General features: G+C 64.6%; 10 protein-coding genes. 4 read left to right on the plus strand and 6 right to left on the minus strand.

Annotated elements, in window-relative coordinates:
• Nucleotides 1-36 precede the first annotated feature (36 nt).
• The 3 genes from ABIE35_RS02640 to ABIE35_RS02650 are packed head-to-tail and all read right to left on the minus strand — an operon-like array spanning nucleotide 37 to nucleotide 3,016.
• On the minus strand, nucleotides 37-714 hold the full coding sequence (locus ABIE35_RS02640) for an NUDIX hydrolase (RefSeq protein WP_354512306.1): 678 nt from the start codon (nucleotides 712-714) through the stop codon (nucleotides 37-39).
• A complete protein-coding gene (gene nth / locus ABIE35_RS02645) occupies nucleotides 711-1,505 on the minus strand; it encodes an endonuclease III (protein ID WP_354512307.1) in 795 nt (264 codons plus the stop codon). The genes ABIE35_RS02640 and nth overlap by 4 nt, the downstream gene beginning before the upstream one ends.
• Nucleotides 1,506-1,516: 11 nt before the next feature.
• Nucleotides 1,517-3,016 carry a hypothetical protein gene (locus tag ABIE35_RS02650; RefSeq protein WP_354512308.1) on the minus strand — a complete coding sequence of 500 codons (1,500 nt, stop codon included), beginning with the start codon at nucleotides 3,014-3,016 and terminating at the stop codon, nucleotides 1,517-1,519.
• Between the two features lie 496 nt (nucleotides 3,017-3,512).
• On the opposite strand from ABIE35_RS02650, the gene acs reads away from it, so the two are divergent.
• The 4 genes from acs (at nucleotide 3,513) to ABIE35_RS02670 (ending at nucleotide 8,711) form a co-directional block, all read left to right on the plus strand.
• Nucleotides 3,513-5,552, plus strand: coding sequence for an acetate--CoA ligase (gene acs / locus ABIE35_RS02655; protein ID WP_354512358.1), 2,040 nt, complete (start codon nucleotides 3,513-3,515; stop codon nucleotides 5,550-5,552).
• Between the two features lie 167 nt (nucleotides 5,553-5,719).
• Entirely contained in the window at nucleotides 5,720-6,508 is a 789-nt protein-coding gene (locus ABIE35_RS02660) for a DeoR/GlpR family DNA-binding transcription regulator (RefSeq protein WP_354512309.1), read from the plus strand.
• Nucleotides 6,509-6,607: 99 nt separating this feature from the next.
• Nucleotides 6,608-7,348 (plus strand): ABC transporter ATP-binding protein, encoded by a 741-nt coding sequence (locus ABIE35_RS02665; protein ID WP_354512310.1) that lies wholly within the window; start codon nucleotides 6,608-6,610, stop codon nucleotides 7,346-7,348.
• Nucleotides 7,341-8,711, plus strand: coding sequence for an FtsX-like permease family protein (locus tag ABIE35_RS02670; RefSeq protein WP_354512311.1), 1,371 nt, complete (start codon nucleotides 7,341-7,343; stop codon nucleotides 8,709-8,711). Before ABIE35_RS02665 ends, ABIE35_RS02670 begins: the two co-directional genes overlap by 8 nt.
• 30 nt (nucleotides 8,712-8,741) lie before the next feature.
• Here the strand turns inward: ABIE35_RS02670 and ABIE35_RS02675 are convergent, their stop codons facing one another.
• From ABIE35_RS02675 to aroQ, 3 genes are all read right to left on the minus strand, one after another.
• Complete coding sequence (locus ABIE35_RS02675; RefSeq protein WP_354512312.1) at nucleotides 8,742-9,761, minus strand: LacI family DNA-binding transcriptional regulator; 1,020 nt, start codon at nucleotides 9,759-9,761, stop codon at nucleotides 8,742-8,744.
• Between the two features lie 13 nt (nucleotides 9,762-9,774).
• Nucleotides 9,775-10,974 carry a Gfo/Idh/MocA family protein gene (locus ABIE35_RS02680; protein ID WP_354512313.1) on the minus strand — a complete coding sequence of 400 codons (1,200 nt, stop codon included), beginning with the start codon at nucleotides 10,972-10,974 and terminating at the stop codon, nucleotides 9,775-9,777.
• A 430-nt stretch (nucleotides 10,975-11,404) separates the two neighbouring features.
• Nucleotides 11,405-11,869: a type II 3-dehydroquinate dehydratase gene (gene aroQ, locus ABIE35_RS02685; protein WP_091549676.1), complete on the minus strand. Its 465-nt coding sequence runs from the start codon at nucleotides 11,867-11,869 to the stop codon at nucleotides 11,405-11,407.
• Nucleotides 11,870-11,905 lie beyond the last annotated feature (36 nt).

Below are 11,905 nucleotides of genomic sequence, written 5' to 3' on the forward strand. Positions count from 1 at the left end.
GCTCAGAACCTCGGCGCTGCCGGGAGACACCTGCTGTTAGAGGTCGACGTCGCGGAGTTTGTCCGTGTCCCAGGGAACAGTCCAGCCGAGTTCGTCAAAGAGCCCGCTCAGGACCATCCCTGTAAACCCCCAGACCAGCACACCGTTCACGGTGAAGCCGGGACTGGTGTAGGTGCGTCCGAAGCGGGAAATGGTGGCAGTGACCCGGTTGACGGGATCCAGGAGGTCGCGCACCGGCACCCTGAACACCTGCGCGGATTCGGCGTAATCCACTACGCGGACAGGCGACGGCGCGTCCCACCAGCCCAGCACGGGTGTCACGCGGAAATTGCTGCGGATCAGTCCAAGCTCTGGGATGGTGCCGAGAACGCGGACGCCGCTGGCGTCCAGCCCGGTTTCTTCCACGGCTTCCCGCAACGCCGCAGCCACCACGGACTCGTCCTCCGGGTCCACCATGCCGCCGGGGAAAGCTACCTGGCCCGGATGGTCGTCAAGGGTGTGCGCCCGCTCCAGGAGCAGGACGTCGAGGTCGGCCGGGGCTATGGGGCGCCCGGACTCAGCCGGCACGTCATCCAACACCCCAAAAAGCATGAGTACGGCAGCGGGCCGGTTGGTTTCCGGGATGACGGGAAGCCTCTCCCACAGGACAGAGTGCTGCTGTTCGCCAGCCTCGAACCGGGTCACCAGCGCCGACAATTCCTCAAGCGCGGTCACCCAGGCCTCCTTTGCGATTCCATGCGGATTTCCGCGGCGCGGTGGGTCTCCGCCAAGAGTTGATCCAGCAGTGCCTCATTGCCCGGGGCGAGCTCGTACTTCAGGAGCTTGGCTGCTTTGACCGGATCAGTCTCGCCGTCGCCGTAACTGGGACAGAGACTGGCCACCGGACAGGCACCGCACGCAGGCTTCCTGGCATGGCACACCCGGCGTCCGTGGAAGACCACCCGATGCGACAACATGGTCCAATCCTTGGGTTCGAACAAGTCGGCGACGTCGAACTCGATCTTCACAGGATCATCGGAGGCCGTCCACCCGAAGCGTCGGGCCAATCGTCCAAAGTGCGTGTCCACCGTGATCCCGGGGACGCCAAAGGCATTGCCAAGAACCACGTTGGCCGTTTTCCGCCCGACGCCAGGCAACGTCACGAGGTCCTCCAGCCTGCCCGGGACCTCGCCGTCGTACTCATCCACCAGCCGGTTGCTCAGTGCCAGGACGTTCCGCGCTTTGGCCCGGAAGAAGCCGGTGGGCTGAAGGATGGTCTCCAGCTCCACGGGATCAGCCTCTGCCATGGCCCTCGCATCCGGGTACCGGGCAAACAAGATCTTGGTGACCTGGTTGACCAGCACATCGGTGGTCTGTGCGGACAGGACCGTGGCCACCACCAGCTCAAACGGGTTGCGGAAATCCAGCTCCGCATGCGCGTACGGATACTTTTCGGCCAGGACCCGGTTGATTTTCCGGGCCCGGCGTTTGAGTGCGAGCAGCGAACCAGCTTCAGCGATGGCCACGGGATCCCTGCTTAGCCGCGTTCGATGTTGCTGAGCTCCCGAAGAACCCCAACCTTGCCGTCGGTGTCCTGCACCAGGAATTCATGTCCTCGATCCTCGAGCGCGAGCACCCAACCACCGGGTTCGATGGTGAAGGCAGGAGCTCCCGAGTGTTCGTCGTACGCGGTCCTGGGCTGGGCCACGGCGAACCAGAAGGCCTCATAGTGCGGGGAATCGGATTCTTCCGGACGGCTGGCAGGGTCCACTGTGGCACCGATCGAATCGCTGACTCTCCGGGTGTCGCCGGAAACGATGGGAGTGGCCATGGTGGCAGCCCACGGCTGTTGGGCGGCGGGTTGCTGGGCGGCAGGCTGCTGCGCTGCTGGTTGCGTGGCGTGCTGAGTAGTGGCGAGCTCAGCGGCCGCTGGGGTCTTACCGGCTTCCGTCCCTGCCTCAGCACCCTTCTCAACCTCCTGCGCCGGAGTGGGCGCGGAAGACGGAGCGCCGGCCCCGTCCGATGCTTGGCTCGTCGCCGAACCAGCTGCTGAGGGGCTGCCCACGTCTGTCTTACTTTCAGTTGAAGGACGGCCGGCGGAATTCTGGCCTACCGGAGTGCTGCCTGTTGAGGTGCCGTCCGCTGAATGCACGACGGCGGGAGCCTCGGTTGCGGCGGACGGTGCGGCTCCGTAGCTGGCTGGCGGAGCGAACGGGCTGGCACCTGCGGCACCAGAACCTGCGGCACCAGAGCCTCCTGCATCAACACCACCAGTGCTGGCAGCAGCTGCGGCAGCGCCAGCCCCGTAAACGGACGCGCCCGGAGCCTGGTGTCCGGACGTCGATCCCTGGAACCCGGGCGCCGGAGCAGCAGCGGATGTTCCTGCGGCGGTCTTGGGAGCTGCGGGTTCCTTGGGTGCTTTGGGGGCGGCGGGCTTGCGGCTGGGCACTGCGGCTTCGCGGGCAACAACGTGGGCCGGCGTTTCGGTGCGGCCCTTGAAATCGGCCGACAGCCACGGAAGGTGCGGGGCAAGGACGGTTGCGGCCAGGAGGCCCACAGAGCCGATCAGGCCCAGCAGGACCCCGCCGTTGAAGGAGTTTGCGATGGTCAGGAAGAAGAGAGGGAAAGCGAAGGACGCCGTGACGGACGCGAACTGGTCAACAGACAGCGAACCTACGCGAACGATGGTTCCCGGCTGCAATCTGCGGGCAATGAAGAGCGCCACCACAACCAACGGCAGAATGATGCCCAGCAGCAGGAAGAACAGGTTTCCGAGGTTCCAGAGGTTATAGCGCTCTCCGAACATCGGCAGCAGGGACGCGACGAACATCAACAGCGTGGATCCGAAGACTGTCAGGTCACGGATGGTGAACGGCCCCGCGACGGCGTCGTACTTGGTGGCGTCATTCTTGGCAGCGTCGTTCTTGGCAGCGTCAGGATTCCCAGCAGCGTTGCCACCTGGTGCGGTGGCCGTTCCAGCCGTGGTGTCCGGTCCCGTCCGGGGTGAGTCGTGCGGGCCTGGGCTCAGCTGGTTCATCTATTTCTCCTTCGTACGGCGGCGTCCTGGGCAGTCCGGACAGGTGACCCCCGCAGGATTCCGCGGAAAACCGGTCACGCTCGAGGTGCGTCCCAAGACTTCTTCAGCCTATGCCACCCCACTGACAGGGTTCTAGCTGAAAACGGCCATCCGGCTTCGCCCACAGCAAACTCCAAGGTCCCTTACAGAAAGAGACTGGGGACGGCAGCGCATACTGCGGCGGGCGCGCGCCGCCGTCGTTCAGCCAAGCCGCCCAGGTGAGTCGTGCGTCATGTAAACGGTTCCCCACCTCGATCGGTGCCATTCGTCGCTAAATCTGCGCCGCTCACTGGCGTGTTTGTGACGACGCACACGTCGGACCTTTCAAAGCGATAGTGTTGATGGCGGACAGCACTCTGCGGACCTTTCGGGGAGACGTTCGACGCCGACGACGGCCCGGGCGGGAACCTCGCGGCAGGTTCCGCGCAGCAAAGATCGATGAATGATGAGGTTCACCATGTCCCAGGACACCACCGGATCCACGGCCACCGCTGCAGCTTCAACTGCTCAGAACGGGGCACACGTCGAGGCACTTGAAAATCTCCTCCACGCGAACCGCAAGTTCGCGCCTTCTGCAGACTTCGCCGCAAACAGTGTGACTAGCGTGGACGCCTATAAAGAGGCCGAAGCGGACCGTCCCGCGTTCTGGGCCAAGCAGGCCCGCGAGCTGTTGAGCTGGGACAAGGACTTCACCGAGGCCTTGGATTGGTCCAACCCGCCGTTCGCCAAGTGGTTCGTCGGCGGCGAGATCAACGCTGCCTACAACGCCCTGGACCGACACGTCGAAAACGGTCTGGGCGACCGCGTCGCTATCTACTTCGAAGGCGAACCCGGCGACACCCGTAGCTACACCTACGCGCAACTGACCGAAGAGGTCAAGAAGGCCGCCAACGCATTTGAGTCCCTCGGCGTTGCCAAGGGCGACCGCGTGGCCGTGTACCTGCCCATGATTCCCGAGGCCGTCATCACGCTCCTTGCCTGCGCCCGGATCGGCGCCGTGCACTCCGTGGTGTTCGGCGGCTTCTCCGCGGACGCGCTGCGTTCCCGGATCGAGGACGCCGAAGCCAAGCTCGTGGTCACCGCCGACGGCACCTACCGCCGCGGCAAGCCCAGCGCCCTGAAGCCGGCCGTGGACGAGGCCCTGTCCAAAGAAGGTCATACGGTCCAGAACGTCGTTGTGGTCAAGCGCAACGGCGAGGACGTCAACTGGGTCGAAGGCCGCGACCTCTGGTGGTCCGACACGGTTGATAAGGCCTCAACCGAGCACACCGCCGTCGGGCATGACTCCGAACACCCGCTGTTCATCCTTTACACCTCCGGCACCACTGGCAAGCCCAAGGGCATCCTGCACACCACCGGCGGCTACCTCACCCAAGGCGCCTACACGCACAAGGCCGTATTCGACCTGCACCCGGAAACGGATGTGTACTGGTGCACCGCCGACGTCGGATGGGTCACCGGCCACTCCTACGTCACCTACGCGCCGCTCATCAACGGCGCCACCCAGGTCATGTACGAAGGCACCCCTGACTCCCCGCACCAGGGCCGCTGGTGGGAAATCGTGGAGAAGTACAAGGTCTCCATCCTGTACACCGCGCCCACCGCCATCCGGACGTTCATGAAGTGGGGCCGGGACATCCCGGACAAGTACGATCTCTCCTCCATCCGCGTCCTCGGCTCCGTGGGCGAATCCATCAACCCCGAAGCGTGGATGTGGTACCGGGACGTCATCGGTGCCAACGCCGGTAAGAACGGCGAAAAGAAGGAACACCCGGCACCGATCGTGGACACCTGGTGGCAGACAGAAACCGGCGCGCAGATGATCGCCCCGCTTCCCGGCGTCACAGCCACCAAGCCCGGCTCGGCGCAGGTTCCACTGCCCGGCATCGCCGTGGACGTAGTGGACGAATCCGGCCAGCCAGTGGCCAACGGTGAAGGCGGCTACCTGGTGGTCCGAGAACCGTGGCCGTCCATGCTGCGTGGCATCTGGGGCGACCCCGAGCGATTCAAGGACACCTACTGGTCCCGCTTCGAGGCTATGTACTTCGCCGGCGACGGCGCCAAGAAGGACGTGGACGGCGACGTCTGGCTCCTGGGCCGCGTGGACGATGTCATGAACGTTTCCGGCCACCGCCTCTCCACCACGGAGATCGAGTCCGCACTGGTCTCACACCCGTCCGTTGCCGAAGCAGCCGTTGTCGGCGCCGCTGACGAAACCACCGGCCAGGCCGTCGTCGCCTTCGTCATCCTCCGCGGTGACGCCGTGAACAACGGTGACGAAACCGTCCTGGAACTGCGCAACCACGTGGGCAAGGAAATCGGCCCAATCGCCAAGCCCAAGCAGCTGCTGATCGTTCCGGAACTTCCCAAGACCCGCTCGGGAAAGATCGTCCGCCGCCTTCTGAAGGACATCGCAGAAGGCCGTGACACTGGCGACGCCACCACACTGGCAGACCCCGGCATCATGACCCAGATTGCGGATTCGCTCCGCAAGTAAGTAACGCTCGACGGCGCCGCTCACCTCCCGGGGTGAGCGGCGCCGTCGTGCGTTAAAAGCAGCTGCGTAACGACACCGCGACCCGATAAGCCGCCGGGCGGAGGGGCCGCGTCCTAGACTGGAGCCAGACTCAGCCCCCTGTTTGACGAAGTTCCAGAAAGGCCCCGATGCTTCAGGCAGCACGCCACTCCGCCATCATCGACGCCGTCCAGCGTGAGCGCGTGGTCCGGGTCTCTGACCTCGCGCAATTGTTGGGGGTCTCCCCCATGACCGTCCGGCGGGACATTGAAGCACTGGAGGAAACCGGCCGCGTGGAACGTATCCACGGTGGAGCCAAGCTGCCCGGTGATGCAAGCACCCATGAACCGGGCTTTGAGCTGAAGTCCACGCAACTCACCGCGGAGAAGCATGCCATTGCCGTCGAGGCTGCCTCGATGGTCCAGGAAGGCATGGCGATAGGCCTCAGCGCCGGAACCACCACGTGGGCCCTTGCCCAGGAACTGGTCCACGGTCCCCGCATTACAGTGGTCACCAACTCCGTCCGGATCGCCGACCTCTTTCATCACGGGTCCTCATCAGGGCCCGCCCGGTTCGGCTCCACGGTGATCCTGATCGGCGGCGAGCGCACGCCCTCTGATGCTTTGGTGGGACCGATTGCCACGGCTTCCCTGAAGCAGCTTCACCTGGATGTCCTGTTCCTGGGAGTCCACGGCATGGATGCCCAGGCCGGCTTCACCACGCCGAACCTGCTGGAGGCAGAAACTGACCGGGCCTTCATGACGTCCGCCCGGAGCACCGTGGTGTTGGCTGATCACAGCAAGTGGGGCGTGGTGGGCATCGCCTCGATCGCCCAGTTGGAAGAGGCCGACGAGCTGATCACCGACTCGCTGCTGGGCGAGGACGCCCGACGCGTGCTGGCCGAGAATGTGGCCAAGTTGAGGATCGCCGGAGACTAGCCCAACTACCTGGGTCTCATACCCCGGGTGGAGGCGTGGCCGCAGAGTTCAGCCGCGGGACTGACGCCGGCGGAGGTGCCCTTCGGGGAAGCTGGATTTATGAACGCCATCCTCCACGCCCAGCAACTCACCAAGCATTACCCCGGCAGCATCGCGCTGGACCATGTCGACTTCACCGCGAACGCCGGGGAATCCATCGCGATCATCGGACCCTCCGGTTCGGGCAAGACCACCCTGTTGCACTGCCTAGCCGGGATTTTGAGGCCCGACGCCGGCTCGATCACTCTAAACACGCCAACGGCGCCTTTGCGCCTGGACACTCTGGGCGACGCAGCGTTGTCCCGCCTGCGCAGGGAAGAGTTCGGCTTCGTGTTCCAGCAGGGCATGCTCCTGCCGGAACTGACCGCCGTGGAGAACGTCGCACTGGCGCTGATGCTCAACGGCACAGACCGCGCAACCTCGGAGTCCCGGGCTGCCGAGTGGCTTGGAGCGTTGGGCCTTACCGGCATGGAGCAGCGCCGGCTGGGCGAGCTGTCCGGCGGACAGGTCCAGCGGGTAGCCATCGCCCGGGCCCAGGTCACGGGCGCCCGGGTTGTCTTTGCTGATGAGCCCACCGGCGCCTTGGACTCGACCACCTCCAATGAAGTCCTGGACGTCCTGCTTCGCTCTGTGGCAGCCAACGGGCGCACGTTGCTGGTGGTCACCCACGATCCCAACGTGGCAGCCCGATGCCAGCGGGTTGTGGAGTTGCGCGACGGCAGGATTGTGGCGGACAGCGGCGGGTCTGTTGCCCCCGCTGCACCGTCCACCAACAGCTTCAAGGGTGCCTTCAATGTCTAGTCTCTCCATGGCCTTCCGGCTCACCCCGTACCTGGCACGAAGCAACGGCAGCAGTCTCCGCGAAACAGGCCTCCGCGACGCCGGACTACCGGTGCTCGCCTTTGGTACAGTCACAGCCCTGCTCCTGACCGTGGCCGGCGGCTCGCAGGTTTTCTGGTCCTGGTCGGACGACATCGCAGGCACTTACCAAGCGCTCGCCGTCGTTGCCATGGTCTTGCTCATCATTCCGCTCCTGACGCTCGGCGCCTCGGCCGCCCGACTCGCCGCCCGCCGTCGTGATGACCGCCTGGCGTCCTTGCGCTTGTTGGGCGCGGACAGCGCCACTGTGGTCTGGATGACCGTCATCGAGTCCACCGTGTTGGCGGCAGTGGGAGCGCTCGCGGGGGCGGGGCTGTACGCCTGCGCTGCGCCATTCCTGGGGCTGATCCAGTTCCGCGGCCAGGCCATCGCCGGCCACGCCTGGCTGTCCGTGCCCTCCATCCTCGGCTGCATCCTGGGCGTCTGTGTGCTGGCCGCGGCGAGCGCAGCCCTGGGACTACGCAAAGTTGTAGTCACCCCGCTGGGCGTCAGGACCAGGCAAACGGCCGACGGCGTCCATTGGGTTCGCGGGCTCATCGCGGCTGTTGTGGTGGTGGTCGGCGTGATGGCGATGGGTATGCTCAGCAGCTTTGGCGCGTTCATTGTGATCATCGCCGTTATGGGCGGTTGTTTTGGCCTGGCGTTGCTGGCGTTGAACCTGATGGGTCCGTGGATCCTGAGGTTGCGGGCGTCTTCGCAGCTCAAGCGGGCCAAACGACCCGAGCAATTGCTGGCAGCGCGGACTGTGCTGGAAAGCCCCAAGGAATCGTGGCGGCAAGTTGGGGGCGTCGCGATGACCAGCTTTGTGGGGGTGTTCGTGGGCGTCGGCATGGCTGTGGCCGACACCATGGGCGGCAGCGCAACGGATGAGACGGCCTTGCTGGTACGGGACATCAACACGGGCGTGATGATCACCCTGCTGGGTTCGTTCCTGATGGTGGCGTGCTCAGCGGGTGTGAACCAGGCAGCTGCGGTGCTCGACCGGGCTTCGACCCTGGTGGCTTTGGATCGTGTGGGCATGCCGCGCAAGCTTATGGTGGCGTCGCGGGTCAAAGCTGTGATGTCGCCACTGTTCCTGGTGGCCGGCATTTCGGCGGCTGCCGCGGCCGCGCTGGTCCTGCCGCTGACGGGCATGGTGTTGCTGACCCAACCCGTGGTGTTCCTGACCATCGGCGGAGTGTTCGCCGCCGGTTTCCTGCTGGTCCGTCTGGCCGTCGCTGCCGGGACAGCGCAGATAAGCCAGGTGCTGGCCCGCCCGGAGCGCTACGCGAGCATGGACTCGTAGCCGCCCGCCGCCGTCGTAACCTCCGGCGGGCTATTTGCAGCCGCAGGACTGCCGGATGATCAGCTCGGTGGGCAGGATGTGGTGCTGTGGTTCCTCGGCGCGGCCCTTGCCCACCAACGCCCGAACGGCGGCTTCGGCCATCAGTTGGACCGGCTGCGCCACCGTAGTCAGTGCGGGCCAACTGTATTCGGAGTCCAAAGACCCATCGAAGGACACCAGCGCCATGTCCTCGGGCACCCGGACTCCGGCCTCGTGGAAGGCGCGGAGGATGCCGATGGCCTGCATGTCGTTACTGGCGAAGATCGCAGTGGGCCGGTTGGCCATGGACAGGAATCGCTTACCTACTTCGTAGCCGCCGGGCCGGGTGAACGGACTGTGCAGCATGGGGCCGTCCGGCAGGCCCGCTTCACGCAGCGTGGCCAGCCAGCCAACTTCGCGTCCATCCAGTTGGTTCCCCGTGTTGGTGCCGATGGCCAGGCCGATGTTCGTGTGTCCATGGCCTATCAGGTGCTGGACAGCGGCCCGGCCGCCGGCTTCCAGGTCCACGCCAACGCTGGCGAAACCCGGCGGGGATCCTGCGTTGTTCAAGAGGACTGACGGGATTTCCGAGGCCTCCAACTCCGAGACATCGGGGTCGAACACACAGCTGGCCAGGAACACGCCGTCAACCTGGCGTGCGGCCAAGGTCCGGATATTCTTCCGCTCGCGGGTCAGGCTGCCGTCCGAGTTGGTGAGCACCATCCCGTAGCCCAGTTCGGATGCCGCCTCTTCCACGGCGTGGGCCAAATGCGTGAAGAACGGGTTGGTGTTGTCCGGCACCACAACGCCTATTGTCTCGCTGGAACCCAGCTTCAGCGCCCGCGCCGCAGCGTTGGGCCGGTACCCCAAAACACGGATGGCATCGCGCACTTTGGCTTCCGTGGCAGGGGCAACGTTCTTGGGCCCACCGTTCACCACATAACTCACGACGGCGGTACTCACCCCGGCGTACCGGGCCACGTCTTTGCGTGTAACCGGTCCGCGCGGGGTTTGTACTGCCGTTGTCGTCATGGGTAAATGCTAGCTACTCCACGGGAGCATCACCGAAGTCGCGGATGGGGAGCCGTTCCCCACCACGGAGTGCGGATTCGTGGGCGACGATGCCGGGGAGGGTGAATCGGGCCGCCACCCAGGCATTGACCGGTGGAAGCGTCCGGTTATTCACGGCCGTCACAAAGTCGTCCACCAGGAATTGGTGGCTGCCTTCGTGCCCGTTGGGTGCGCCCAGGAACTCGTCGGGCAAACGGGACTGGTCGTGAACCGGTGCAAGGCCTGAGATGAAGGCGTCCCGCAGTTCCGGTGCCACATCTGCCAGCGAGGGATCATCGGCGGACATGGTGGGCTTGGTTTCCACCTGCTCGGAGACGTCCTGCACGGAAGACTTGTCCTGCCACACGGTGGTGGTGGCGAGTTGTTCAAAGCTGGCATCGGTGCCGAAGAAGCGGAAGCGTGATTCCCGGATGTGCGAGGGGTAGCCGACGCGGCGCATCTCATTGGTGCGCATCGCACCGCCGTCGTTCATTTCGAACAGCGCCGTGGCGTTGGAGAAGTCGTTGGCGAACATGCTGACTTCCTTGTCGAAGACACCGTCGCCGCGTTGGTCCTTCACGCCGATGCAGCTGACGCTGACCGCGTGACCGGGCACAGCGCCAAGGACGCCGCCGATGGCGTGGGTGGGGTAGAGCATGGGCGGGTAGCTGGCAGTTTCCTTCCAACGCTCTCCGCCGCTGTACTGGTAGGCCTCGTAGAATCCCAGGTCCATGTCGTGGACGTAGTCACCCTCGGTGTAGAAGATGCGGCCGAACTTGCCGGCGGCGTGCTGCTCGCGGGCGAACACGGTGGCGGGGTTGTAGTAGCTGGTCTCCCCCATCGCGTACACCAGCTTGGTCTCGCGTACGGCTTCGATGATCCGGGCAATTTCTTCTTCGGAAATGGCCATCGGCACCGCTGAATAGACGTGTTTTCCAGCTCGCATGGCACGCTCGACCAAGGGCCCGTGCGTCCACCGCTGCGTGAAGATGGCGACAGCATCGACGTCGGACTCCAACAACTCCTCAAAGCTGCCCTTGACACCATCCAGGCCCCAGCGTTCCTGGGCTGCAGCTGCACGCTCGGGGAGTTCATCCACTGCGTAGACAGCGCTGACGCCCGGGTGGAGCTTGAACAAGTGTGCGAACTGGCTGCCGAACTGCCCGGCACCCACAACACCGATCGAAAACGTCATTGTTTGCCTTTCCTGAAGCTGCAGGCGCAGCTTGCGAAGCGTCCCTTTTTGGGTTCCTCATGAGTCTTCCACCGCGATCTACACGAGTCAACAGACAGAACACGTTCGAACATTCATCACCAACATTCGCCGAAATGTCTTGTGCTTTCGGAATCTACTCGTGTAAATTCGCCTCCTGTTGTCACCCAAATCGCAGTCAGGAAAGACCACGCTAACCAGGCTTCGTAGCTTTCTTCCTGGGCGAAGTGGGACTCCCCGTGCCCGTCTTGAAGCCGGAGCACGCAATCCTGCTGCGGTTCAGGGCTCTCTGACGCTCGCTCACATCCCGCGGGCTTGATCCGGACGCTCGCTCACATCCCGCGGGCTTGATCCGGACGCTCGCTCACATCCCGCGGGCTTGATCCGGACGCTCGCTCACATCCCGCGGGCTTTAGACGGCGTCCGCCAGGTAGTCGATGGCCAGCTTGTACCCGAGCACCCCCGCACCCACGATGATCGCGGTGCAGACGCCCGACAAGTACGAGTGGTGACGGAACTCTTCACGCTGGTGGACGTTGGTGATGTGGACTTCGACGGCGGGCAGTTGCACTGCGGCCAGGGCATCACGAAGTGCCACGGACGTGTGCGTGTAGGCCCCGGCGTTGATGACGATCCCGACGGCCGTCCCACGTGCAGCGTGGATCGCGTCCAGGAGATCGCCTTCGTGGTTCGACTGCACGCAGTCAACAGTGAAGCCATGGGCCGCAGCCGCCGACATGGCGAGTTGCTCGACGTCGGCCAATGTGGACGTTCCGTACTTCTCCGGCTCTCGGGTGCCCAAAAGGTTGAGGTTGGGTCCATTGATCACAAGGATGGTGCCGCGACCGGCTTCGGTGGCGGGAGTGGCTTCAGTCATGGCTCCCAATCTATAGCGGCCCGGGAACTCAGGGGA

It is taken from the genome of Paenarthrobacter sp. 4246 (assembly GCF_040546855.1).
Lineage (GTDB): Bacteria > Actinomycetota > Actinomycetes > Actinomycetales > Micrococcaceae > Arthrobacter.

Bases quoted from the DNA above. Each gene is read 5' to 3' on its own strand.
- ABIE35_RS02650 (WP_354512308.1), bottom strand. From the start codon at position 3,016: ATGAACCAGCTGAGCCCAGGCCCGCACGACTCACCCCGGACGGGACCG.
- acs (WP_354512358.1), top strand. From the start codon at position 3,513: ATGTCCCAGGACACCACCGGATCCACGGCCACCGCTGCAGCTTCAACT.
- ABIE35_RS02660 (WP_354512309.1), top strand. From the start codon at position 5,720: ATGCTTCAGGCAGCACGCCACTCCGCCATCATCGACGCCGTCCAGCGT.
- ABIE35_RS02665 (WP_354512310.1), top strand. From the start codon at position 6,608: ATGAACGCCATCCTCCACGCCCAGCAACTCACCAAGCATTACCCCGGC.
- ABIE35_RS02670 (WP_354512311.1), top strand. From the start codon at position 7,341: ATGTCTAGTCTCTCCATGGCCTTCCGGCTCACCCCGTACCTGGCACGA.
- ABIE35_RS02675 (WP_354512312.1), bottom strand. From the start codon at position 9,761: ATGACGACAACGGCAGTACAAACCCCGCGCGGACCGGTTACACGCAAA.
- ABIE35_RS02680 (WP_354512313.1), bottom strand. From the start codon at position 10,974: ATGACGTTTTCGATCGGTGTTGTGGGTGCCGGGCAGTTCGGCAGCCAG.
- aroQ (WP_091549676.1), bottom strand. From the start codon at position 11,869: ATGACTGAAGCCACTCCCGCCACCGAAGCCGGTCGCGGCACCATCCTT.